General features: G+C 63.8%; 22 protein-coding genes. 9 read left to right on the forward strand and 13 right to left on the reverse strand.

The genetic code is table 11. The features are described from left to right. Nucleotides 1–34: 34 nt before the first annotated feature. The 8 genes from tldD to mreB all read right to left on the reverse strand — a co-directional run bounded on the left by tldD (nucleotide 35) and on the right by mreB (nucleotide 11238). Nucleotides 35–1477, reverse strand: a complete 1443-nt coding sequence (gene tldD / locus HU752_RS27975; protein ID WP_186678552.1) for a metalloprotease TldD — start codon at nucleotides 1475–1477, stop codon at nucleotides 35–37. Between the two features lie 20 nt (nucleotides 1478–1497). Beyond that, entirely contained in the window at nucleotides 1498–2343 is an 846-nt protein-coding gene (locus HU752_RS27980; protein WP_186678554.1) for a carbon-nitrogen hydrolase family protein, read from the reverse strand. Between the two features lie 45 nt (nucleotides 2344–2388). Then, complete coding sequence (locus tag HU752_RS27985) at nucleotides 2389–6207, reverse strand: YhdP family protein (RefSeq protein ID WP_186678556.1); 3819 nt, start codon at nucleotides 6205–6207, stop codon at nucleotides 2389–2391. A 78-nt stretch (nucleotides 6208–6285) separates the two neighbouring features. Further along, nucleotides 6286–7743 (reverse strand): ribonuclease G, encoded by a 1458-nt coding sequence (rng, locus tag HU752_RS27990; RefSeq protein ID WP_186678560.1) that lies wholly within the window; start codon nucleotides 7741–7743, stop codon nucleotides 6286–6288. 56 nt (nucleotides 7744–7799) lie between these two features. Continuing rightward, nucleotides 7800–8396, reverse strand: coding sequence for a Maf family protein (locus tag HU752_RS27995; RefSeq protein ID WP_186678562.1), 597 nt, complete (start codon nucleotides 8394–8396; stop codon nucleotides 7800–7802). A 67-nt stretch (nucleotides 8397–8463) separates the two neighbouring features. Then, nucleotides 8464–8955: a rod shape-determining protein MreD gene (gene mreD, locus HU752_RS28000; RefSeq protein WP_019361976.1), complete on the reverse strand. Its 492-nt coding sequence runs from the start codon at nucleotides 8953–8955 to the stop codon at nucleotides 8464–8466. Then, entirely contained in the window at nucleotides 8955–10028 is a 1074-nt protein-coding gene (gene mreC, locus HU752_RS28005; RefSeq protein WP_189656499.1) for a rod shape-determining protein MreC, read from the reverse strand. Before mreC ends, mreD begins: the two co-directional genes overlap by 1 nt. 172 nt (nucleotides 10029–10200) lie before the next feature. Further along, nucleotides 10201–11238 carry a rod shape-determining protein MreB gene (gene mreB, locus HU752_RS28010; protein WP_002555108.1) on the reverse strand — a complete coding sequence of 346 codons (1038 nt, stop codon included), beginning with the start codon at nucleotides 11236–11238 and terminating at the stop codon, nucleotides 10201–10203. 210 nt (nucleotides 11239–11448) lie between these two features. Between mreB and gatC the strand changes: the two genes are divergently transcribed. From gatC to HU752_RS28045, 7 genes are all read left to right on the forward strand, one after another. Beyond that, nucleotides 11449–11736, forward strand: coding sequence for an Asp-tRNA(Asn)/Glu-tRNA(Gln) amidotransferase subunit GatC (gatC, locus tag HU752_RS28015; RefSeq protein ID WP_054061518.1), 288 nt, complete (start codon nucleotides 11449–11451; stop codon nucleotides 11734–11736). Between the two features lie 16 nt (nucleotides 11737–11752). Next, on the forward strand, nucleotides 11753–13204 hold the full coding sequence (gene gatA / locus HU752_RS28020; protein WP_186678565.1) for an Asp-tRNA(Asn)/Glu-tRNA(Gln) amidotransferase subunit GatA: 1452 nt from the start codon (nucleotides 11753–11755) through the stop codon (nucleotides 13202–13204). 134 nt (nucleotides 13205–13338) lie between these two features. Further along, on the forward strand, nucleotides 13339–14799 hold the full coding sequence (gene gatB, locus HU752_RS28025; RefSeq protein ID WP_264083984.1) for an Asp-tRNA(Asn)/Glu-tRNA(Gln) amidotransferase subunit GatB: 1461 nt from the start codon (nucleotides 13339–13341) through the stop codon (nucleotides 14797–14799). A gap of 191 nt (nucleotides 14800–14990) precedes the next feature. Continuing rightward, nucleotides 14991–15362 carry a septal ring lytic transglycosylase RlpA family protein gene (locus HU752_RS28030; protein WP_186678570.1) on the forward strand — a complete coding sequence of 124 codons (372 nt, stop codon included), beginning with the start codon at nucleotides 14991–14993 and terminating at the stop codon, nucleotides 15360–15362. Between the two features lie 59 nt (nucleotides 15363–15421). Further along, the gene (locus tag HU752_RS28035) at nucleotides 15422–16477 is read left to right on the forward strand and encodes a calcium/sodium antiporter (protein ID WP_496198579.1); all 1056 of its coding nucleotides are present in this window, start codon (nucleotides 15422–15424) and stop codon (nucleotides 16475–16477) included. Then, nucleotides 16474–16860: a carboxymuconolactone decarboxylase family protein gene (locus HU752_RS28040; protein WP_186678585.1), complete on the forward strand. Its 387-nt coding sequence runs from the start codon at nucleotides 16474–16476 to the stop codon at nucleotides 16858–16860. Before HU752_RS28035 ends, HU752_RS28040 begins: the two co-directional genes overlap by 4 nt. Nucleotides 16861–16969: 109 nt before the next feature. Next, nucleotides 16970–18457 carry a PhoPQ-activated protein PqaA family protein gene (locus HU752_RS28045; protein WP_225920079.1) on the forward strand — a complete coding sequence of 496 codons (1488 nt, stop codon included), beginning with the start codon at nucleotides 16970–16972 and terminating at the stop codon, nucleotides 18455–18457. Nucleotides 18458–18473: 16 nt separating this feature from the next. Here HU752_RS28045 and HU752_RS28050 read toward each other — a convergent pair whose 3' ends face one another. From HU752_RS28050 to HU752_RS28060, 3 genes are all read right to left on the reverse strand, one after another. Continuing rightward, complete coding sequence (locus tag HU752_RS28050) at nucleotides 18474–19415, reverse strand: AEC family transporter (protein ID WP_186678587.1); 942 nt, start codon at nucleotides 19413–19415, stop codon at nucleotides 18474–18476. Nucleotides 19416–19487: 72 nt separating this feature from the next. After that, nucleotides 19488–19961 (reverse strand): WbuC family cupin fold metalloprotein, encoded by a 474-nt coding sequence (locus HU752_RS28055; protein ID WP_186678589.1) that lies wholly within the window; start codon nucleotides 19959–19961, stop codon nucleotides 19488–19490. 3 nt (nucleotides 19962–19964) lie between these two features. Then, nucleotides 19965–20522, reverse strand: a complete 558-nt coding sequence (locus HU752_RS28060; protein WP_186678590.1) for a hypoxanthine-guanine phosphoribosyltransferase — start codon at nucleotides 20520–20522, stop codon at nucleotides 19965–19967. A 187-nt stretch (nucleotides 20523–20709) separates the two neighbouring features. Between HU752_RS28060 and upp the strand changes: the two genes are divergently transcribed. Further along, complete coding sequence (gene upp / locus HU752_RS28065; RefSeq protein ID WP_186678591.1) at nucleotides 20710–21348, forward strand: uracil phosphoribosyltransferase; 639 nt, start codon at nucleotides 20710–20712, stop codon at nucleotides 21346–21348. A gap of 2 nt (nucleotides 21349–21350) precedes the next feature. Next, complete coding sequence (locus HU752_RS28070; RefSeq protein ID WP_017904330.1) at nucleotides 21351–22625, forward strand: uracil-xanthine permease family protein; 1275 nt, start codon at nucleotides 21351–21353, stop codon at nucleotides 22623–22625. Nucleotides 22626–22835: 210 nt separating this feature from the next. Here HU752_RS28070 and hemH read toward each other — a convergent pair whose 3' ends face one another. Together hemH and HU752_RS28080 are read right to left on the reverse strand one after the other, a co-directional pair. Next, the gene (gene hemH, locus HU752_RS28075; RefSeq protein ID WP_186678592.1) at nucleotides 22836–23867 is read right to left on the reverse strand and encodes a ferrochelatase; all 1032 of its coding nucleotides are present in this window, start codon (nucleotides 23865–23867) and stop codon (nucleotides 22836–22838) included. A 13-nt stretch (nucleotides 23868–23880) separates the two neighbouring features. Next, nucleotides 23881–24783 carry a TIGR01777 family oxidoreductase gene (locus HU752_RS28080; RefSeq protein WP_186678598.1) on the reverse strand — a complete coding sequence of 301 codons (903 nt, stop codon included), beginning with the start codon at nucleotides 24781–24783 and terminating at the stop codon, nucleotides 23881–23883. Nucleotides 24784–24946 lie beyond the last annotated feature (163 nt).

Consider the following 24946-nt stretch of genomic DNA (forward strand, 5'->3'; position numbering starts at 1 on the left):
TGGGCCGCCATGCCGCTCACCCGGTCCCCTTCCCTCACGCGCCCGTGCCACCCACGGTGATCGCGTCGATCTTCAGGGTCGGCTGGCCGACACCTACCGGCACCGACTGCCCATCCTTGCCACAGGTGCCCACGCCACTGTCCAGCGCCAGGTCGTTGCCGACCATCGATACCCGGCTCATGGCTTCCGGACCATTGCCGATCAGCGTCGCGCCCTTGACCGGCGCCGTGATCCTGCCGTCCTCGATCAGGTAGGCCTCACTGGTGGAGAACACGAACTTGCCACTGGTGATATCGACCTGGCCGCCACCAAGGTTGGCGCAATAGATGCCTTTCTTGACCGAGGCGATGATTTCCGCCGGATCGCTCTCGCCGCCCAGCATGTAGGTGTTGGTCATGCGTGGCATCGGCAGGTGCGCGTAGGACTCGCGACGGCCGTTACCGGTGCGGGCGACGCCCATCAGGCGGGCATTGAGCTTGTCCTGCATGTAGCCCTTGAGCACGCCGTTCTCGATCAGCGTGGTGCACTCGGTCGGTGTGCCTTCGTCGTCGACGCTCAGCGAGCCGCGGCGACCGGCCAGGGTGCCGTCGTCGACGATCGTGCACAGGCTCGAGGCAACCCTCTCGCCAACCCGCCCGCTGTAGGCCGAACTGCCCTTGCGGTTGAAATCGCCTTCCAGGCCGTGGCCGACCGCCTCGTGCAGCAATACCCCGGACCAGCCGGAACCGAGCACCACCGGCAGCGTACCGGCCGGGGCAGGAATCGCCTCGAGGTTGACCAGCGCCTGGCGCAAAGCCTCGCGGGCATAACCCATGGCGCGATCCTCGCTGAGGAAGTAGCGGTAGTCGGTACGTCCACCGCCGCCATGCCCGCCGCGCTCGCGTCGACCGTTCTGCTCGACGATCACGCTGACGTTGAAACGCACCAGCGGTCGCACGTCCGCCGCCAGGCCTCCGTCGGTAGAGGCCACCAGGATACGTTCCCAGACCCCCGCCATGCTCACCGAGACCTGCTGGATGCGCGGGTCGAGGGCACGGGTGGCGACGTCGATACGCTTGAGCAGTTCGACTTTCTCGGCTCGGGTCAGGACATCCAGCGGGTTGTCCGGCGCATAGAGTTGCGCCACATCCTGCGCCGTGAATGCCTGCACCCGACCGTTCTGGCCGGCTCGGGAGATCGAACGGGCCGCACGCGCGGCAGCGCCAAGAGCCTCGAGGTTGATCGCGTTGCTGTAGGCGAAGCCGGTCTTTTCACCGGATTGCGCGCGAACGCCAACCCCCTGGTCAAGGTTGAAGCTGCCTTCCTTGACGATGCCGTCTTCGAGCGCCCAGGACTCGGAAATCTGCCCCTGGAAGTACAGGTCGGCGGCGTCGATGCCAGGCCCGGCCAGGTCACCCAGGACCGATTGAAGGTTTTCGATGGTCACGCCACCCGGCGCCAACAGGTGTTCGCTGACTGAGGACAACAACTCGCTCATAGGTTTTGCGCCTTATTTCGTCATTGCGATGCAGGTCGCTGTGCGCCCTGCGAGAAAAAGCGCCGGTGACTCGCCACCGGCATTCGCGCCCGGATGGACGCCTGTTCATTACTGTCGCGCTCGCCCAGCAGCACGGCTTCGCCCTGGTCCTGCTGGGCGACGATACGTCCCCACGGGTCGACGATCGCCGCATGCCCGAAGGTCTCGCGCGGCCCCGGATGCACGCCGCCCTGGGCGGCCGCCAGCAGGTAGCACTGGGTCTCGATCGCCCGGGCCCGAATCAGCACGTCCCAATGTGCCGCACCGGTGACGGCGGTGAACGCCGAGGGCGCGCTGATCAGTTCCGCGCCAGCCAGCCGCAGTTCACTGTAGAGCTCGGGGAAGCGCAGGTCATAACACACGCTCAGCCCGAGGCGCCCCACCGGCGTATCGGCGACCACCACCCGACTACCATGAGCATAGTCATCGGATTCACGATAACGACCCCGATTGTCCGCCACATCCACGTCGAACAGGTGCAGCTTGTCGTAGCGGGCGACCGTTTCACCCTGGTCATCGACCAGCAGGGAGCAGGCGTTGGCCTTGGCCTCCGGCTGATCGACCGGTGGCAGCGGCAATGTCCCGGCGACAATCCATAACCTGAGGTCGCAGGCGACCTGTTTCAACCAGGGCAGGATCGGCCCCTCGCCCAGCGCCTCGGCACGGCCGATCGCGGCCGCGTCACGACGCCCCATGGCGGCGAAGTTTTCCGGCAGTACCGCCAGCCGCGCACCACCTTCGGCAGCCTGTTCGAGCAGGCTGCGGGCCTGGGTCAGGTTGGCCAGCACATCGTCCCGGCTGACCATCTGGATGACGGAGAAAGTCATGGCACACTCCTTGGAAGACTGGCCACCATGCTACTCCATGGGGCGCTACTTGGATTTTTCAAAAGGCTTGTCGAAGGTGATTTTCGGTTCTTTCCAGGGGCCGGTGACGCTGTACTTCACGCTGGCAAAGCGGGCGACGCGGTCGCCAATCAGCTTGTCGATCAGGAACAGCGCACCACCGACCGCCGGCGCCCCGACGATCAGCGCGGCGATCGGCAGGTTGTTGGTCACTGGCAAGGTCACCAGCAGTTTGGCATCGACCCGGTCGTTGACCATGTCCAGCGTGCCATTGAGCTCCAGGTTGCTCGATGGCCCGGTCAGCACGATCGGTTCGCGGGTGACATACACGCCATCACTCGCCACCAGCAGCCCCTTGACCCGGTCATAGCTCAGGCCCTTGCCGAGCAGGTCGGAGAAATCCAGGCGCAAGCGACGACCAATGGAGTTGAAGTTCAACAGGCCGAATACCCTCAACGCCTGGGCACCGCCCTCGACCTCGACGAACTGGCCCTTGCGCAGGGTCGCATCGAGGCTGCCGGAAAAACGCTTGAGCCCGACCCAGGCAGGCGAGCCAGGCCAGCGACCATCGACGTCGAGGTGGAAGTCGTCACTGGTCACGGTCGGCGCAAAACTCCAGGCCTTGAGCACATCGGCCAGGTTCTTGCCTTCCAGGCGGCCGTTGATCCAGCTACCGGTACTGCCCGGCACACCTTCCCAACCGCCATTACCCTGCAGTTGCATGCCCTTGAGGCCGAGGTTGAGGTCGTTGAGCTGGATCCCCTTCGGGGTCGGCCGGACTTTCAGCGACCAGGCGCCCACCAGGTCCGGCCCCTGGAACAACTGGTCGATTGCGATATCCAGCGCCGGGATCTGCCGCGGGTCCACCGAGGCCAGCGGATCCGGGGCATTTTCGTCGGCGACCACGCTCGGATCAGGAGCAGGCAGCCGGACGTAGGCCAGCCTGACCCCGATCGGCGCGCCCTTGGCATCCGGCAAGGTCACGCTGCCCTTGGCCTGCTGGCTGTCGACCAGCAATCCCCAGGTCGCGCCACTACGAGCCATCTGCAAACTCACCTGGTCGAACTGGGTACCGAAACCGCTGAGTTTTCCAACCTTGAAATCCGCACTGCTGAGCAGCTGCTTGGCATTTCCCCCCGGATCCTGGCCGGCATAGCGGTCGACCACCGCTTTCCACGGCTCCAGATCCAGCTCCGAAAGCACGCCACGTACACGCAGGCCCCTGACCGTCGGCAACTGCGCGTCGCCATCACCGAGGAACAGTTCGCCACGGCCCTCGGCCAGCTTGCCGCCCGGGGCGGCGAAGGTGAAGTTCGCCAACTCGCCATAGTCGAACCAGTAACGCCGCTCGGCGCCCTGCAGGGTCATGCGGAACACACTGTCGCGGCCCTGGCTGGCCGGCATGCCGAAAGGCGCGGGCAAGTCGACGGCAACCCCCTTGAGGTTGGAATTGATCATCAACTGGCTGTCGGCACCGTCGAGGTTCAACTGCAACTGGTACGGCAGGTCACCGGAGACCGGCAGCGGCTGGCTGACACCCAGCCAGTCGGAAAGCTTCCTGATTGCCACCTGGCCCTTGGCGGTCACCCGGGTACTGAGGCTGCCGGGCTTGCCATCGGCACTGATCTGCGCGGTGATCGGCCGGTCGAACGCCTGGGCGCTGATCCCGTCGCCACTGAGCCCCTTGTCGCTGTCGAAACGGAAGTTGCCCTTGAGCTGGCTCAGCTCCAGGTTCGGGTCGGCCAGTTTCAGCCGCGCCTGGTCGGTGGCGAAATCCACCAGGATCTTCGGGGCGTCACCCTTCTCCAGCGGCACATCCAGCTTGACCTTGCCCTGCAGGTCACCCTCGCCCTGCCAGCCGGCAAAGGTCGGACCTGTGCCGATCGGCGCCTCCTGGAGAATCTTCAGGCCGTCGCCAAGTCCGCCAGCGAAATTGCCGTCAAGGAACATGTGCGGCGCCTTGCCCGGCGTCGAATGAGGGATGTTGACCATTACGTCACTGACCCGGGTGTCGAGCAACTGGCCCTTGCTGGCCTTGATCCGCACGCCACTGTCCTCGATGAACACATCACCGTTGACCTTGCTGACATGCGGCCAGCCCGGCTGGAAGGCCAGCTCGGCGTCATGCACCTTGAAGAACAGGCTGATGCTGCGCGCCGCGGCGATAGCATCGTGATTCAGCGAGCCCTGGTACTGGAAGAAGCCCTGGTCCACGGCACCATGCAGGATCGCGGTACGCAGCCATTCGTCCAGGGACGGGCTCAATACCGCCGGCAGGTATTTCGGGGTGAAACGCCCATCACCATCGACCAGGCCGACCCGCAGGTCCATGTAGTCTTCCTGTTCCTGGGCAAAGTGCAGGCGAATCAGGAAGTCGGCGGCAATCTTGCCCTCCTCGCCGAGCACCTTGATGTAGGGCGCGATCAGGGTGAAACCCTGCTGGTCGAGCTTCCAGGTCAGCCGGGCATTGGCCTGCAGGTACTGCCAGGGCTTGTTGAAGATCGGGTAGAGAAACAGCGAGAAATCCTTGCTGTCCATGCGCAACTCGCCATGGCCCAGGTCGCCGCTGATACTGCCGGTGACGTTCCGCGCCGCAGGTGCGCCGTGATAGGCGTCGAAGCCGACCCGTTCCAGGTTGGCTTCGAAACTCACGCGACGGTCGCCGGTTTCCTGCGGCCGGTAATCGAACAGCACATTGCGCAATGCCCCGGTGACTTTCAGGTGATCGATCACCGTGGCCAATCCTTGCGGCAGCGGCGCCAGACTGTCGAGCAGCGGGGTGATCGGGGTCAGGTCCAGGCGATCGGCCTGCACATGCCACAGCTCGCCGCTCTTGTCGGTCGCGGCACTCTGCTGCAGTTGCAGGTGGGATTCCCAACGGGTCTGCCCGAGGTTCATCGCCAACGAATCGAGCAGCAGGCTGAAGCCCTGGTCATTGCGCTGCAGGTAGGCATTGAGGGCCAGGTTCTCGATCTTCGTCGGCTTGCGGTCGGCGTATCCCCCCTTCAATTGCGGGGCATTGAGTCGTGCCACGGCGCTTTGCACCGTGCCATCGGCCCACTTCAGCCAGAATTCACCACCGGCCTTGAGTTCGGCGATCTTCCACTGGCCAGCCAGGCTGGCCGGCAGCCAGCGCGCCCAGTCACTCTGCGGCAGGCTCAGGTAGGCGTCGACGGAAGCCTTGCGCCACTCGCTGGGGCGCATGCGAGCCATCAGGTTGAGCGCCAGCGGCTGGCCGTCGGGCAGGGTCAGGCGCAGGTCGAGACGCTGGCGGCTGGGGCCGGCACGCAGGTTCAGGCCGACATAGGTCAGGGTCAGCGGTGACTCGCCATGGGGCTGCAGGGTCAGTTGGCTGCCCAACACCGACAACTGCTCGACGACCTGCAGGCGCGTCAGCAACTGTTCGGGGTCCAGCGGCTGGTCATCGGCCTGCCGGGGCAGCCCTTCGAGCGCCCATTGTCCGTCCTCGCCCTGCTTGAGGTTGAGTTGCAACCCATCGAGTTCGAGACGACTGATACGCAGCTCGCGGGCCAGCAGGCTGGCACGGATGTCCGGGATCACTTCGACATGATCCAGGCGCAGGGCCGAGGCGCCCGCGCCGACCATCACGTCGTGGGCCGACAGCACCGGGGCAAGCCCGCTCCAGCGCCCTTCGAGACTGCCGATGGAGAGCGGCATGCCCAGCGCCGCCTGGGCCTTGGACTCCACATACGCCCGATATTCGGCCACCAGCGGCACGAGTTGCCGCCCCAGGCTGACGTACAACGCCAGCAACACCAGCAGCAACGCACAGATACCCAGGCTCCAGCGGGTCAACGCGGCACCAAAGCGCGACAAACGCTCCATGTCAGTGGCCCCTCAGGCAGGATTCAATGCAAAGGCCAGCTTCAAGCAGTGCGGGCAATGTGTGTAGGAAACAGGGAATCAGAGCAGCACCACGTCATATTGTTCCTGGGAATACATGGTTTCGACCTGGAATCGGATCGTGCGCCCGATGAAGGCTTCCAGCTCGGCGACATTGCCCGACTCTTCGTCCAGCAGGCGATCGACCACCTTCTGGTTGGCCAACACTCTATAACCTTCGGCCTGGTAGGCACGGGCTTCGCGGAGGATTTCCCGGAAAATCTCGTAACAAACCGTCTCCGGGGTCTTCAGCTTGCCCCTGCCCTGGCAACTGCTGCACGGCTCGCAAAGCACCTGTTCCAGGCTTTCGCGGGTGCGCTTGCGGGTCATCTGCACCAGTCCCAGCTCGGTGATGCCGATGATGTTGGTCTTGGCGTGATCGCGCTCGAGCTGCTTCTCCAGGGTCCGCAGCACCTGGCGCTGATGCTCCTCGTCCTCCATGTCGATGAAGTCGATGATGATGATCCCGCCGAGGTTGCGCAGGCGCAGTTGACGGGCGATCGCGGTGGCCGCCTCGAGGTTGGTCTTGAAGATGGTTTCCTCGAGGTTGCGATGACCGACGAAGGCCCCGGTATTGACGTCGATGGTGGTCATGGCTTCCGCCGGGTCGACTACCAGGTAGCCACCGGACTTGAGCGGCACCTTGCGCTCCAGGGCTTTCTGGATCTCGTCCTCGACCCCATACAGATCGAAGATCGGCCGCTCGCCGGGGTAGTGTTCCAGGCGATCGGCGATTTCCGGCATTAGTTCGGCGACGAACTGTGTGGTTTTCTGGAAGGTCTCGCGGGAGTCGATGCGAATCTTCTCGATCTTGGGGCTGACCAGGTCACGCAGGGTCCGCAGCGCCAGGCCAAGATCCTCGTAGATCACATTCGGCGCACCGATGGTCTTGATCTGCGCGCCGATCTGGTCCCAGAGTCGCCGCAGGTAGCGGATGTCCATCATGATCTCGTCAGCCCCGGCGCCCTCGGCGGCGGTGCGCAGGATGAACCCACCGGCTTCCTTGATGCCTTCCTGGGCGACGCAGTCGCTGACCACCTTTTTCAGGCGCTCACGCTCGGCTTCATCCTCGATCTTCAGCGAGATGCCGACATGCGCAGTGCGTGGCATGTACACCAGGTAGCGCGAGGGAATCGACAGTTGCGTGGTCAGGCGGGCACCCTTGGTACCGATCGGGTCCTTGGTGACCTGCACCACCAGGCTCTGCCCTTCGTGAACCAGCGCGCTGATGCTTTCCACCGCCGGGCCTTCGCGCATGGAGATTTCCGAGGCATGGATGAACGCCGCGCGATCCAGGCCGATGTCGACGAACGCCGCCTGCATGCCCGGCAGTACCCGGACAACCTTGCCCTTGTAGATATTGCCGACGATGCCGCGCTTCTGCGTCCGCTCGACATGGACCTCTTGCAACACACCGTTCTCTACCACCGCCACGCGCGATTCCATCGGCGTGATGTTGATCAGGATCTCTTCACTCATGGCTGCGTCTCGTTCAGGCGTGTTCACAATTATTGCCGTTCACTGGGGTGCGGCAATCAGCGCACGATAAGGTTTTGCCAACAGGGTATGTCGAAACGGCCGAGCAGTTCTGCGGTTTCGCACACGGGCAAACCGACCACGCCGGAATAGCTGCCGTTCAGGCTTTCGACGAAAACGGCCGCCAGGCCTTGAATGGCGTAGCTTCCAGCCTTGTCCCGGGGTTCACCGCTGACCCAGTAGGTGTGTGCCTCTTCTGTTTTGATAGTACGAAATTTCACGAGACTGCGAACCACCCTCGACTCGCAACGTTCACCGTCCAGCACTGCAATGGCGGTCAGGACTTCGTGCTCGCGCCCCGACAGAGTGAGCAGCGTGGCCACCGCATCCGCCTCGTCCAGCGGCTTGCCGAGAATACGTTGGTCGAGCACCACGGCGGTGTCGGCGCCCAGCACGCAGGCCGCCGCGACCTCGCCCAGGAGCGCGCGCCCGGCTGCAGCCTTGCCACGTGCCAAGCGCTCGACGTAGGCCGCCGGCGATTCGCCGGCCAGGGGAGTTTCATCGATATCGGCACTGATCGCGGTAAACGGCACACCGATCTGGGTGAGCAGCTCACGCCGGCGTGGCGAGCCGGAGGCCAGGTAGAGCGGGTTCATCGAGACATCTCCTTGTCGGGGCTCTTCGCGCAGATCATCGGGCACCGGGAAATGGCCGACGATTCAATCAGTTGATTTTGTAGCGTCGGCGCAGCCCACGCAGGCCGAAGCTGACCCAGGGCCAGAGCAGCGCACTGACCAGGGCCGGCAGGACCAGCGCAAGGGTGGGCTGGCGGTTGCCGGTCAGGGCACTGAGCCACAACTGGACCAGTTGCGCCAGGCCGAAGATCACCAGGATCACCAGGCTCTGCTGCCACATGGGGAACATGCGAAGGCGCTGCTGCAAGGACAGCACCAGGAAGGTGATCAGCGTCAGGATCAGTGCGCTCTGTCCGAGCAGGGTACCGTAGAGCACGTCTTCGGCCAGGCCGAGCAGGAACGCGGTGACCATGCCGATCTTGTGCGGCAGGTACAGCGACCAGAACGCCAGCAGCAGTGCCAGCCACAGCGGACGGAGGATTTCCATGAACTGCGGCAACGGCGAGACGCTGAGCAGCAGGCCGATCAGAAAGGTCAGCCAGACGATCCAGCCATTACGCGAGAGAGTAGCGCCCGCCATCATTCCTCCTGCCGTTGAGTGGCCGCCGGCGGCTTGCTGGCTGGCTTGGCCGCGGGTTTGGCATTGGTCGGCCTGGCGGCCGGCGTGCTGTTGGTCGCGCCATGGGCCGCAGCCGCATTCGTCGTGCCATGAGCCGTCGGCTTGGCTGCCGGGGCCGTGGCGGCCGGAGCAGCCGGGGCTGCCGCCGGCTTGGGCACTGTCGCCGGCACCACCGGTGCACCCTCGCCCTGCTTGTCGGCCTCCTGGGCCTGGGCCGCGTCATTGGCCCGCTCTTCCGGCGTGCGGCTGTCGCTGAACACCAGCAACAGGTAGCGGCTGCGGTTCAATGCCGCCGTCGGCACGGCGCGGACAATAGCGAACGGCTGGCCGGAGTCGTGGATCACTTCCTTGACCGTCGCCACCGGGTAGCCGGCCGGGAAGCGCTGGCCCAGACCGGAGCTGACCAGCAGGTCGCCTTCCTTGATGTCCGCAGTGTCGGCCACATGCCGCAGTTCCAGGCGTTCCGGGTTGCCGGTACCGCTGGCAATCGCCCGCAACCCGTTACGGTTGACCTGTACCGGAATGCTGTGGGTGGTGTCGGTCAGCAACAACACACGCGAGGTGTACGGCATCAGCTCGACCACCTGGCCCATCAGGCCGCGCGCGTCGAGCACTGGCTGCCCGAGCACCACGCCATCGCGTTCGCCCTTGTTGATGATGATGCGATGGGTGAAGGGATTGGGGTCCATGCCGATCAGCTCGGCGACTTCGACCTTCTCGTTGACCAGCGCCGAGGAGTTCAGCAACTCGCGCAGGCGCACGTTCTGCTCGGTCAGGGCGGCCAGCTTCTGCAGGCGCCCCTGCAACAGCAGGTTCTCGGTCTGGAGTTTCTCGTTCTCGGCGACCAGCTCGGTGCGGCTGCCGAACTGGCTGGCCACGCCTTGCCACAGCCGTTGCGGCAGGTCGGTGATCCAGTACGACTGCATCAGCACCAGCGAGGCCTGGCTGCGAATCGGCTTGAGCACCGTGAAGCGGGCATCGACCACCATCAGCGCAACCGATAGCACGACCAGTACCAGCAGGCGCACGCCCAATGAGGGGCCTTTGGCGAAAAGCGGTTTAATAAGCCGCTCCTCCCAGGCAAATAGACATTTTATTCATACGGCATCAAACCGGCCTGGATGCAGATTGACAGAAGATAAACGCAACAGGCAGCACTGCAAAGTGCTGCCTGTGAACGGACCGTCATAGCGTCTGCCAGCGAACTCACTCGCTGGAGAGCAGGTCCATGGTGTGCTTGTCCATCATTTCCAGGGCACGGCCACCGCCACGAGCCACGCAGGTCAGCGGGTCTTCGGCGACGATCACCGGCAGGCCGGTTTCCTGAGCCAGCAGCTTGTCGAGGTCACGCAGCAGCGCACCACCACCGGTCAGCACCAGGCCACGCTCGGCGATGTCCGAAGCCAGTTCCGGAGGCGATTGCTCCAGGGCGCTCTTGACCGCCTGGACGATGGTCGCCAGGGATTCCTGCAGCGCTTCGAGCACTTCGTTGGAATTGAGGGTGAAGGCACGTGGTACACCTTCGGCCAGGTTGCGGCCGCGCACGTCGACTTCACGGACCTCACCACCCGGGTAGGCGGTACCGATTTCCTGCTTGATGCGCTCGGCAGTGGATTCACCGATCAGGCTGCCGTAGTTGCGGCGCACGTAGGTGATGATCGCTTCGTCGAAGCGGTCACCGCCGACACGCACGGATTCGGCATAGACCACGCCGTTCAGCGAGATCAGCGCGATTTCAGTGGTACCGCCGCCGATATCGACGACCATCGAGCCACGGGCTTCCTCGACCGGCAGGCCGGCACCGATCGCGGCCGCCATCGGCTCCTCGATCAGGAACACCTCGCGGGCACCGGCCCCCAGGGCCGATTCACGAATGGCACGACGCTCGACCTGGGTCGACTTGCACGGAACGCAGATCAGCACGCGAGGGCTTGGCTGCAGGAAGCTGTTTTCGTGAACCTTGTTGATGAAGTACTGCAGCATCTTTTCGCAGACGCTGAAGTCGGCGATCACACCGTCCTTCATCGGACGAATGGCGGCAATGTTGCCCGGTGTACGACCGAGCATGCGCTTGGCTTCGGTACCGACGGCGACGACACTTTTCTGGTTGCCATGGGTGCGAATCGCAACAACCGATGGCTCATTCAGGACGATACCGCGCTCGCGCACGTAAATAAGGGTGTTGGCTGTACCCAGGTCGATGGAAAGATCGCTGGAAAACATGCCACGCAGTTTCTTGAACATTGGAAAGGGACCCTGGGCAACGCGTGGGTAAAAAAGTGCGGCAAACTCTAACAACGACGGGGATTTTGGGCAAGGCGCCAATATGTTAAATTAGGCGTTTTTCCGAGCACCATCCCATACAATCGCGGCCATGTGACCGTGGAAATGCGGTAGTGTTCCACCAATCCAACATCCGGACAGCTTCCATTTTGTTTTCCACTGGAGATTCCCATGGCGCTTGACCGCTCCGACGTGGAAAAAATCGCTCACCTGGCCCGCCTGGACCTGGTCGCAGACGATATTCCACGCACCACCGAAGCTCTGAACAGCATTCTGGGTCTGGTCGACCAGATGCAGGCTGTCGATACCGACGGTATCGAACCCCTTGCCCACCCTCTGGAAGCGAGCCAGCGCCTGCGCGCCGACGCCGTGACCGAACGCAACAACCGCGAGGCCTATCAGTCCATCGCACCAGCGGTCGAAAACGGCCTGTACCTGGTTCCGAAAGTCATCGACTAAAGGGAAAGAGCCTGCAATGCATCAAATGACTCTGGCCGAGATCGCCCGCGGACTCGCCGACAAGAAGTTTTCCGCCGAAGAACTGACCCGTACCCTGCTGGCGCGCATCGCCCAGCTCGACCCGCAGGTCAACAGCTTCATCAGCCTCACCGAGGAACTGGCCCTGCAGCAGGCCAAGGCTGCCGACGTGCGTCGCGCCAATGGCGAGAGCGGTGCCCTGCTGGGCGCTCCGATCGGCCACAAGGACCTGTTCTGCACCCAGGGCGTACGCACCAGCTGCGGCTCGAAGATGCTCGACAACTTCAAGGCGCCCTACGACGCCACCGTGGTTGCCAAGCTCGCGGCCGCCGGCGCGGTCACCCTGGGCAAGACCAACATGGACGAGTTCGCCATGGGTTCGGCCAACGAGTCGAGCTACTACGGCAAGGTAAGGAACCCGTGGAACCTGGAGCACGTGCCGGGTGGTTCATCCGGCGGCTCCGCCGCGGCTGTCGCTGCGCGCCTGTTGCCAGCCGCCACCGCGACCGACACCGGCGGCTCGATTCGCCAGCCGGCGGCGTTCACCAACCTCACCGGCCTGAAACCGACCTACGGCCGTGTTTCGCGCTGGGGCATGATCGCCTACGCCTCCAGCCTCGACCAGGGTGGCCCGCTGGCCCGTACCGCCGAAGACTGCGCGCTGCTCCTGCAGGGCATGGCCGGTTTCGACCCGCAGGACTCCACCAGCATCGATGAGCCGGTACCGGACTACAGCGCCAGCCTGAACGACTCGCTGCAAGGCCTGCGCATCGGTGTACCGAAGGAGTACTTCAGCGCCGGCCTCGACCCGCGCATCGCCGAACGGGTGCAGGAAAGCGTCAGGGAACTGGAAAAGCTCGGCGCGGTGATCAAGGAGATCAGCCTGCCGAACAACCAGCATGCGATCCCCGCCTATTATGTGATCGCACCGGCCGAGGCCTCCTCCAACCTGTCGCGTTTCGACGGTGTGCGCTTCGGCCATCGCTGCGAGAACCCGACCGACCTCACCGACCTGTACAAGCGTTCGCGTGGCGAAGGTTTCGGCGCCGAAGTGCAGCGCCGGATCATGGTCGGTACCTACGCCCTGTCGGCTGGCTACTACGACGCCTACTACCTCAAGGCGCAGAAGATCCGTCGCCTGATCAAGAACGACTTCATGAACGCCTTCAAGGAAGTCGATGTGATTCTTGGCCCGACCACGCCGAACCCGGCCTGGAAGATCGGCGCCAAGAACAACGATCCGGTCGCCGAGTATCTGGAAGACTTCTACACCATCACCGCCAACCTCGCGGGCCTGCCGGGCTTGTCCATGCCAGCGGGCTTCGTCGACGGCTTGCCGGTCGGCGTGCAATTGCTTGCCCCGTATTTCCAGGAAGGCCGCTTGCTCAACGTTGCGCACCAGTATCAGTTGAACACTGACTGGCACACCCGCACCCCCCAGGGGTTTTGAAGCTGCTGCGCTCGGTAATGCTGCGTTGAAAGCTGGCTCGTAATGCTCATTGACTACAGTCAACTGCGCTTACTCGCCAGCCTTCGCCTTGCCTTACCGTCGCTCGCGACGCTTCAAAAGTCCCCTGGCAAGATTTGAGGAAAAACACCATGCAATGGGAAGTCGTGATCGGGCTGGAGATTCACACCCAGCTCGCCACCCAATCGAAGATTTTCTCCGGCAGCTCGACCACCTTCGGCTCCGAACCCAACACCCAGGCCAGCCTGGTCGACCTGGGCATGCCCGGCGTATTGCCGGTGCTGAACCAGGAAGCGGTGCACATGGCGGTGAAGTTCGGCCTGGCGATCGACGCCGAGATCGGCCAGCACAACGTGTTCGCCCGCAAGAACTACTTCTACCCGGACCTGCCCAAGGGGTACCAGATCAGCCAGATGGAACTGCCGATCGTCGGCAAGGGCCACCTGGACATCACCCTGGAAGACGGCACCGTCAAGCGCATCGGCGTGACTCGTGCGCACTTGGAAGAAGATGCCGGCAAGAGCCTGCACGAAGACTTCAGCGGCGCCACCGGCATCGACCTGAACCGCGCGGGCACCCCGCTGCTGGAAATCGTTTCCGAACCGGACATGCGCAGTGCCAAGGAAGCCGTGGCCTACGTCAAGGCGATCCACGCACTGGTGCGCTACCTGGGCATCTGCGACGGCAACATGGCCGAAGGTTCGCTGCGTTGCGACTGCAACGTCTCGGTTCGCCCCAAGGGCCAGGCCGAGTTCGGCACCCGCTGCGAGATCAAGAACGTCAACTCGTTCCGCTTCATCGAGAAGGCGATCAATAGTGAAGTTCAGCGCCAGATCGACCTGATCGAGTACGGCGGCAAGGTGATCCAGCAAACCCGCCTGTACGACCCGAACAAGGACGAAACCCGCGCCATGCGCAGCAAGGAAGAAGCGAACGACTATCGCTACTTCCCCGACCCCGACCTGCTGCCGGTAATCATCGAGGACGCCTTCCTGGCTGATGTTCGCGCCAAGCTGCCGGAACTGCCGCCACAGAAGCGCGAGCGCTTCCAGTCGCAGTACGGCCTGTCGCTGTACGACGCCAGCGTCCTGGCTTCGAGCCGCGAGCAGGCGGAATACTTCGAACAGGTTGCCAGCATCAGCGCCGATGCCAAGCTGGCGGCCAACTGGGTCATGGTCGAGCTGGGCAGCCTGCTGAACAAGCTGGGCGTGGAAATCGACCAGGCGCCCGTCACTGCCGAGCAACTGGGTGGCATGCTGCTGCGGATCAAGGACAACACCATCTCCGGCAAGATCGCCAAGACCGTGTTCGAAGCCATGGCCAACGGCGAAGGCAATGCCGATCAGGTGATCGAGGCCCGCGGCCTGAAGCAGGTCACCGACAGCGCAGCGATCGAGAAGGTGCTGGACGAAGTGCTGGCGGCCAACGCCGAGCAGGTCGAGCAGTACCGTGCGGCGGACGAAGCCAAGCGCGGCAAGATGTTCGGCTTCTTCGTCGGCCAGGCGATGAAGGCCTCCAAGGGCAAGGCCAACCCGCAACAGGTGAACGAACTGCTGAAAAGCAAGCTCGAAGGCTGACAGCGCCCAGGTGCGCAGGCCACCTTGTGGTGAGGGGGCTTGCCCCCGCTGGGCAGCGAAGCGGCCCTGAAACCAGCACACTCAGTGTCTCAGACGAGACGAGGTGTCTGGTTCTACGACTGCTACGCAGCCGAACGGGGGCAAGCCCCCTCGCCACAGATGCGCAATCGCAGCTCCACCGAGGATATCCGATGAAACGCCTGCTCGCCGCCTTTGCCTTCCTCTCCCTGTTGGCCGGGTGTGCCACCCACGACATCGACCCGCGCGGCTACGACGAAACCGGCACGGCCTCCTATTACGGTCGCCAGCACCATGGCAAGCGCACCGCCAGCGGTGAACCCTTCAACCAGAACGGCCTGACCGCTGCCCATCGCCAGCTCCCCTTCGGCACCCGGGTAAAAGTCACCAACCTCGCCAACGACCGCAGCGTCGTGGTCCGTATCAATGATCGCGGCCCGCACACCCGTGGGCGCCTGATCGATGTTTCCCGACAAGCCGCCGAAGAGCTGGGCATGCTACAAAGCGGTACCGCGCGCGTGCGCGTCCAAAGCCTCAGCGACTGACTCCGGGGAGCCCCGCCATTTTCGGATTGACCAACCTGCCGATCCTGAGCCTGATCCAACTGCTCGGCGGCCTGTTCCTGCTGCTCATCGGTGCCGAACTGCTGGTACGGGCAGCCGTACGCCTGGCTGCCAGCCTGCGGGTGCGACCGCTGCTGATCGGGCTGACCATCGTCGCCTTCGGCAGCAGCGCCCCACAGATGTCCGTCAGCCTCCAGGCGGCCCTCCAGGACAATGCCGATATCGCCGTCGGCAGCGTGATCGGCGGCAATATCTTCAATACCCTGGTGACCCTCGGCCTTTCGGCACTGATCATTCCCCTGCGGGTATCACGCCAACTGGTGCGCCTGGATATCCCGCTGATGATCGTCGCCAGCCTCATGGTCTTCGGCCTGGCCCTCAATGAAGAACTGAGCCGCTTCGATGGCGTGCTCATGCTCGTGGTGTTTGCGTTGTACCTGGGGTTGCTGCTGCGCACCTCGCAGCACAGCCAGCCAGCGCAATCCGCGTCCCAGCCGCAGCTGCCACGCGCCCCCTGGATCAGCAGCGTGCTCTGGATGCTGCTCGGCCTTGGCCTGCTGACACTCGCTGGCCACCTGCTGCTCGATGCCGCCGTGGAAGTCGCCACGGAACTGGGCCTGTCGGAGCGGATCATCGGCCTGACGGTGGTCGCGGTAGGCACCTCCCTACCCCAACTGGCCACCTCGCTGATCGCAGCCATCCGCGGCCAGCGCGACATCGCCGTCGGCAACGTGATCGGCGGCAACCTGTTCAACCTGCTGGGCGTGCTTGGCGTGACCGCGCTGATTGCCCCGCAACCGCTGTCGGTCTCGCCCAATGCGCTGTCGTTCGACCTGCCGGTGATGCTCGCTGTCGCGGCACTGTGCTGGCCGGTGTTCTACTCCGGCTACCGCATCACTCGCGCCGAGGGCTTGCTGTTTCTCGGCCTGTACCTGGCCTACGGGCTGCATGTAGTGTGGTTCACCACCGGCATGCCGATGGCGGTGCGGCTTGAACGCCTGATGCTGTTCTTCATCCTGCCGGCACTGTTGGCGTACCTGCTGTTCAGTACGCTACGAGCCTGGCGCCGCCAACACTCCCAGGAGCCACTGCAATGAGCGATCAGAAAAAAACCGGCATCGAGATGCGCCGCCAGGTCATGGGCGATACCTTCGTCGACCGCGCCCTGGGCAATGCCACCGAGTTCAGCCAGCCATTGCAGGATTTCGTCAACGAACACGCCTGGGGCGGCGTCTGGAATCGCGACGGCTTGCCGCTCAAGACCCGCAGCCTGATCACCCTGGCGGCACTCACCGCACTCAAGTGCCCGCAGGAGCTCAAGGGTCACGTCCGCGGTGCCCTGAACAACGGCTGCACGGTGGAGGAGATCCGCGAGGCGCTGCTGCATTGCGCGGTGTATGCCGGGGTACCCGCGGCGATCGACGCTTTCCGCGCAGCACAGGAAGTCATCGACGCCTACACGGCAAGCGAAAATCCCTGATCCGCACCGCCGGTTCCTCGACTAGACTCCACAAGCGACAACCCACCGGTGCAACTCCCAGCAGTCAGAGGCGTCACCACTGTGTCCGACCTGCACGGGAATCTACTGCATGCGCCCGCTCATGGAACGCCTCGCCCTACCGATCATGGCAGTGCTCATGGTCGGCTGCAGCACACCCTCCATACCCCGCTTGGCCCAGGATTGCTTCGAGGCCAGCGGGCGTAATTTCAGCGAAGTCCTCAACTGCTACAAGCAGGCCGAAGCGGCCAACCCGCTGAGCTACACCGACCGGGGCTCGATGCCATTTCCCGGCGGCGAGGTCCGCCACTTCATACTGAACTCGCAGCGCTGGTCACCCGACGACCAGGTCGTGCCCGAACAGTGGAAACACGATGTCAGGGTGTACATACCGGACAATGCCCTGCATGAAACCGCTCTATTGGTAGCCAACAACGGCACCAACAACCCACTACCCGGTTCCGAGCCGCAACCGCCGACCGACCTGCCGGCCGATGTCGCCCAGTCGATCGCCACGCAAACCCGGACCATCGTCATTTCGGTCAGCGACCTCCCCAACCAGGCCCTGACCTTTCACGACAGCGGTGCCAGCCTGCGCGAGGACAGCCTGGTGGCCCAGAGCTGGGCGCGCTTCCTCAAGGCCCCCGAGCGGCAGCCCTTCACCTCGGTGCATGTGCCCATGATGGAGGCACTGGTTAAAAGCATGGACCTCGCCGAGAGAGAATTACGCCCCTGGCAGATCCGCCACTTCATCGCCACGGGTGCCTCGAAACGGGCCTGGACAAGTTGGCTGGCGACGCTGAACGACGAGCGCATCACCGGCCTGATCCCCTTCGCGCTCGACTTCCTGGACATGGAAGAAGTGATCGACCACACCTACCGGGTATACGGCCAAAGCTGGCCGGTTGCCTATGGTGACTATCAACGCGAAGGCATCACCCAACAGTTCCATACCGCCAACTTCAAGAAGCTGGAGGCCATCCACGATCCGGCCCGCTACAAGGACAGCGCCTATGCCCACCGACTGTCGATGCGCAAGTACATCGTGAGCGCAAGCGGCGACGACTTCTTCCCCCCGGACAGCCTGAACCTGACCTTCGCACCACCCGGCCCGACCGCCCTGAGAATGATCCCCAACACCGGGCACGGCGGCATCAGGGCATTCGTCGCGCAGTCGCTGGTTCCGGTGGTGAGGCAATGGCAGGAGAACCTGGAAATACCGACCATCAGTGCCCGACTCCAGCGTGGAGCCGGCAAGGATCGATACGTGCTGAATTTCTCCAGGCGTCCCGACAAGCTGCTCTACTGGCAGGCCTGGAATCCGGATGCGAGGGATTTCCGCTACGCCTGCGGCATTCGCTACCAGGCGAGTGCGATCAGGCTGCCAAAGGGACTGAGTGTCGAGGTGCCCATACAGGTGCCCGGGAGTGGCTGGAGCGCCGGCTTCTTCGAAGCGACCTATCCGGGAGGACTGATCAGTACCTCAAGGGTCGAGATCGTTCCCGGAAGCTATCCAGAACGACGGCCGCCGGAACACGGGGCGGCCTGCAGCACCATTGTCGACCCGACGTCCCGCTGATACCGTCCAACGCGATCTAGATCCAGCCGCCCCACTGCAGGACGAAAATGCCGATGTTGGTCGTGACCGCCGCCATCAGCGTGGTGATCACGATGATCGCCGCCGCCAGCTCGTGGTTGCCGTTGGCGGTACGGGCCATGACAAAGCTGGCCGCAGCCGTCGGGCTGCCGAAGTAGAGGAACAGGATACCCAGCTCCGCACCGCGGAAGCCGCAGAGCCAGGCACCGAGCGTCGACAACAGTGGCATGCCGACCATCTTCACCAGGCTGGCGCTCAGCGCCATGTCGCCACTCTTGCGCAACGCCGCCAGGGACAGCGTGCCACCGATGCAGATCAGCGCCAGCGGCAGGGTCATCTGCGCCAGGTAGTTGCCGGACGTCTCCAGCCAGCCGGGCAGGCCGATGTGGAAATAGGCGAAGGGCGCCGCCGCGATCACGCTGATGATCAGCGGGTTGCTCAACACGCTCTTGCAGATGCTCCACGGGTCGGACTTGATCACCGGGCTGTAGACCGCCAGGACGATCGTCGACAGGGTGTTGTAGAACAGGATCACCAGCGCGGCGAGAATCGCCCCGAGGGAGATCCCGTAGTCACCGTACATGCTGGCCGCCAGGGCCAGGCCGATCACCCCGTTGTTGCCGCGAAAGGCGCCCTGCGTGTAGATCCCGCGGTCTTCCCTGGGGCAACGCCAGATCGCCCAGCCCCAGGCGCCGGCGAAGGCGACCAGGGTGGCGACGACGAAATAGCCCAGTACTGCCGGCTTGAGGGCCGAATGCAGGTCGGCATGCAGGATGCCGAGAAACAGCAACGGCGGCATGGTGACGTTGAACACCAGTGCCGAGGCGGTATGGATGAAGTTGTCGTTGATCCAACCGATGCGCTTGAGCGCCACGCCGAGGAACAACATGGCGAAGACCGGCGCGGTGATGGTCAATGTATCGAGAAAGATGGCCAGCATTGCCCTGAGAACCCGTTGCCTGTCGTTAGGAGGCTAATGATACGGCAAAGCCGGCCGTTCTGCCCGAACGGCTCAGGCAAATTGCGCGCGCATCCAGGCCTGGTACTCGGCGACGCCGGCCTCGCCCTCCCGAGGGGCCCAGGCGGCCATCTCGCCCTCGCCCACCGGGCGATAGGGACCGGCCTTGCATTCGAACATCACGGTATCGGGTTCGAGCACGACCAGGCTGTGGAACACGCCAGCCGGCAAGTCCACCGCCGGGCACTCGCCGCCAGCCTGCAACACGCGCCGGGCCAGCACCTGGCCGTCCTCGTCGAACACCAGCAGGCCCAGGCTGCCTCGAAGCACCAGCAGGGTCTCCGCCTTGTCCGCACTCAGGTGCCGATGGGGCGGCACATAGGTGTTCGGCTGCAGGCCGACCGCCATGCGATGGCAGGGCTCTTCCATCTGATGGAAGTTGTGGTGCGTGCGCCCGCGGGGGCTGGCCGCCGCTTTTGCGGCCAGGTCGGCGAACAGCGCGGAATCGAGAAAGCTGGGCGCGGCCATGGCTTACATGCCCTTGACGGCGAAGATACCGGCAGCGTTGCGCCAGTAGCCCTTGTAGTCCATGCCATAGCCGAAGATGTAGCGGTCGATGCAGGGCAGTCCGACGTAGTCGGCCTTGAGGTCCGGACGGGCCTTGCGGTCGTGCTCCTTGTCGATCAGCACGGCGGTGTGGACCTGGCGGGCACCGGCGTGCTTGCAGAAGTCGATGATCGCGCCGAGGGTATGCCCCTCGTCGAGAATGTCGTCGATGATCAGCACGTCACGGTCGATGAACGAGACTTCCGGCTTGGCCTTCCAGAACAGCTCGCCGCCGCTGGTTTCGTTGCGATAGCGGGTGGCGTGCAGGTAGGAGGCTTCCAGCGGGAAGTCGAGATGGGTCAGCAGCTTGCCGGAGAAGATCAGACCGCCGTTCATCACGCAGAACACCACCGGGTTGCGCTCGGCCAGGTCGGCATTGATCTGTGCGCCGACACGGGCGATGGCCGCCTCGACTTCAGCGTTGGTGTACAGGCAGTCGGCTTCGCGCATGACTTGACGGATATGCTCGAGATCAGCGGACATGGCGCTCTCCATAGGGTGCTCAAATAGGACTTGTGCAGGGGGCTGCGCAAGAAAAGCGGGCAAAGGTACGCACCCGCGCAGGCCAGATCAAGCGTTTCTGGACTAACGTACTACGGGTCTATAGGACATAAACCCCGGATAGATTAATCTAGGCCGGTTTTTTTGCCCGCCGTCGGAGCCTTTCCCTATGCCCATCCGTGAGATCCGCCACCCGCTGATCCGTCACAAGCTCGGCCTCATGCGCCGCGCAGACATTAGCACGAAGAACTTCCGTGAGCTTGCCCAGGAAGTCGGAGCGTTGCTGACCTATGAGGCGACCAAGGACCTGCCCCTCGAAACCTACAACATCGATGGCTGGTGCGGCACCGTACAAGTCGAGAAAATCGCCGGTAAGAAAATTACCGTGGTCCCGATCCTGCGTGCCGGCATCGGCATGCTCGAAGGTGTGCTCAGCCTGATCCCGGGCGCCAAGGTCAGCGCCGTGGGCGTGGCCCGCAACGAGGAAACCCTCGAGGCCCATACCTATCTGGAAAAACTGGTGCCGGAAATCGACGAGCGCCTGGCGATGATCATCGACCCGATGCTCGCCACCGGTGGCTCGATGGTCGCCACCATCGACCTGCTGAAGAAAGCCGGCTGCAAGGAGATCTGCGCCATGGTGCTGGTCGCCGCGCCGGAAGGTATCGCCGTGGTCGAGAAGGCTCACCCGGACGTGACCATCTACACCGCCTCCATCGATCAGAAACTGAACGAGCAGGGCTACATCATCCCAGGCCTGGGCGATGCCGGTGACAAGATCTTCGGCACCAAGCAGAAGGACGCCTGAGCATGCGGGATGAGTTCAACGACCCGCTCTGGCGCACGGTACTGTCCGGCGCGCAGATGCTCTTCGTGGCCTTTGGCGCGCTGGTGCTGATGCCGCTGATCACCGGCCTGGACCCGAACGTCGCGCTGTTCACCGCGGGCCTTGGGACTCTGCTGTTCCAGCTGGTCACCGGCCGCCAGGTACCGGTGTTCCTGGCGTCGAGCTTCGCCTTCATCACCCCGATCATTCTCGCCAAGGGCCAGTTCGGCCTGGCCGCGACCATGGGCGGCGTGATGGCGGCGGGTTTCGTCTACACCTTCCTCGGCCTGGCCGTGAAGATCAAGGGCACCGGCTTCATCGACCGGCTGCTGCCGCCGGTGGTGATCGGCCCGGTGGTGATATCCATCGGCCTGGCCATGGCGCCGATTGCCGCGAACATGGCGATGGGCAAGGCCGGTGACGGTAGCGAACTGATTCCCTACCGCACGGCGATGCTGATTTCCATGCCGGCGCTGCTGACCACCCTGATCGTCGCGGTGTTCGGCAAGGGGATCTTCCGCCTGGTACCGATCATCTCGGGCGTCCTGGTGGGGTTTGCCCTGTCGTTCTACTTCGGCGTGGTCGACACCGCGAAGATCGCTGCCGCGCCATGGCTGGCCCTGCCGCACTTCACCGCACCGGAGTTCAACTGGCAGGCCATCCTGTTCATCGTCCCGGTGGCACTGGCCCCGGCGATCGAACACATCGGCGGCGTGATCGCGGTCGGCAGCGTGACCGGCCGCGACTACCTGAAGAAGCCCGGCCTGCATCGCACGCTGCTGGGTGACGGCCTCGCCACCACGGCGGCCGGCCTGTTCGGCGGCCCGCCCAACACCACCTATGCCGAGGTGACGGGCGCGGTGATGCTGACCAAGAACTACAACCCGAAGATCATGACCTGGGCGGCGGTCTTCGCCATTGCCCTGGCTTTCATCGGCAAGTTCGGCGCGCTGCTGCAAAGCATTCCGGTACCGGTAATGGGCGGGATTCTCTGCCTGCTGTTCGGTTCGATCGCGGCGGTGGGCATGAACACCCTGATCCGCCACAAGATCGACCTGGGCGAAGCGCGCAACCTGGTGATCGTCTCGGTCACGCTGGTGTTCGGCATCGGTGGCGTCCTGGTGGGTAGCGGCACCGGCCCCGACGACTTCGGCCTCAAGGGCATCGCCCTGTGCGCTGTCGTCGCGATCGCGCTGAACCTGATCCTGCCGGGCAATGACGGCTGGAAGAAGAACAAGGCCGACGAACCGCTGGTGTAATCGCTGCCGCTCACCACAAGGCCAGCCCCTTGTGGTGAGCGGGCCTGTGGCGAGCGGGCTTGCCCGCGCTCGGCGGCAAAGCCGCCGTAAAATCAGACATCTCGTTCTACCTGACACAGCGCGCTTGCTGGTTTTAGGGGCGCTTCGCGCCCCAGCGCGGGCAAGCCCGCTCGCCACAAAAGCCCGTCTACCACAAAGATGCGCCAGTCGTTAAGCCTTTACGGCCAATGGTGCCCGCTCACAGAGCGTGTTCAGCGCCGCCGCCCACTGCGGATCGTCGTTCAGGCACGGTACCAGCACCAACTCCTCGCCTCCCGCCTCGATGAACTGCTCGCGCCCACGATCCCCGATCTCCTCCAGGGTCTCGATGCAGTCGGCGACGAATGCCGGGCACATCACCAGCAGTTTCTTCACCCCGGCCTTGGCCAACTCATCCAGACGCGCCTCGGTGTAGGGCTCGATCCACTTCGCCCGCCCCAACCGGGACTGGAACGACACCGACCACTGCCCCTCGGACAACCCCATGTGCTCGGCGAACGCCGCTGCCGTGCGCAGGCATTGGGCCCGATAGCAGGTGGCAAGTACCGCAGGCGAAGCGTTGCGGCAGCAGTCCGCATCCTTGAGGCAATGGCTGCCGGTGGGATCGAGCTTGGTCAGGTGGCGCTCCGGCAAACCATGGAAGCTCAGCAGCAGGTGATCGAAGCCCTGCTCCAGATGCGGCCTGGTACTGGCGACCAGGGCTTCGATGTACTCCGGCTGGTCGTAGAACGGCTGCAGGATGGAGAACTGCACATCCAGGTTTCGCTCCCTGACCACCCGCCGTGCCTCCTCGATCACCGTGGTCACGGTGCTGTCGGCAAATTGCGGATACAACGGCGCCAGCGTCACCTTGCGGATGCCCTGTGCCGCCAACCGGGCCAGCGTCGACTCGATCGACGGCTCGCCATAACGCATTGCCAGCTCCACCGGGCCCTGGCGCCACTGCTCGGTCATGCGTTGCTGCAGGCGACGGCTCAGCACCACCAGCGGCGAACCCTCGTCCCACCAGATCGAGGCATAGGCATGCGCCGACTGCTCGGGTCGCTTGATCAGGATCAGCGATACCAGCAAACGCCGAACCGGCCAGGGCAGGTCGATCACGTACGGGTCCATCAGAAACTGATTGAGATAACTGCGCACGTCGGCCACCGAGGTGGAAGCCGGCGAGCCCAGGTTGACCAGTAGCAACGCGTGATCAGTCATGCAATGTCCTATGTCAAAGGCGGCCCGACAGATCGTCGAGGGCCGCGGGCAGATCGGTAAACTGAAACTCGAACCCCGCCGCCAGCAGGCGCTTGGGCATCGCACGCTGGCCACCGAGCAGCAACTGCGACAATTCGCCGAGGCCGACTCGCAATACCAGGCCCGGCAACGGGATCAGTGCCGGGCGACGCAACACCCGGCCCAGTGCCCTGGCGAAGTCACGGTTGCGCACCGGCTTGGGGGCGCAGGCATTATAGGGACCGCTGGCATCACTGCGGTGCAGAAGAAAATCAATCAGGGCGATTTGATCGCGCAGATGAATCCACGGCATCCACTGCCGACCGTTGCCGATCGGGCCTCCCAGGCACAATTTGAACGGCAGCAGCAGGCGCGACAAAAAGCCGCCCTCGGCCGCCAGCACCAATCCCGTTCGCAGCAACACCACGCGCATGCCCAGGGCCTGCGCGCGCAAGGCGGTCTCTTCCCAGGCGATACAGAGCTGGCTGGCGAAATCCTCGCTGACCGGTGGTGAATCCTCTGTCAGCTCACGCTCGCCACCATCGCCGTACCAACCCACCGCCGAACCGGAAATCAGCACGGCCGGACGTTGTTCGAGACCCTCGAGCCAGGCCAGCAGAGTTTCGGTCAGCTGGATCCGGCTGCTCCAGAGCAACGCCTTGCGCCGGTGTGTCCAGGGCCGCTCGGCAATCGGTGCACCGGCCAGGTTGACCACCGCGTCCAGCGGCTCCCCGGCCAGATCCTCCAGATGCCGCACGCCACGCACCTGCGCTCCGCAAAGACGAGCGACCTCTTCGGGACGCCGACTCCAGACCGTCAGGCGATGCCCCTGCGCCAGCCAGTGCTCGCACAACCGCCGCCCGATCAAACCAGTACCGCCTGTCAGCAATATGTGCATGAAAGCGTCCTCGCGTAACGTTTTGCCAAGAGCGTTAGTCTACTTTTATAGGCAGGGCTCTTTTCTTCTCGACTGATTTAACAATAGGACAGCTTCAGACGACAGGAACGTCGCGACTTATACCTAAAATTAGGATTGTACAGGTTTTACCGACGGCGTAGTC

The sequence above is a fragment of the Pseudomonas vanderleydeniana genome (assembly GCF_014268755.2).
Classification (GTDB): domain Bacteria; phylum Pseudomonadota; class Gammaproteobacteria; order Pseudomonadales; family Pseudomonadaceae; genus Aquipseudomonas; species Aquipseudomonas vanderleydeniana.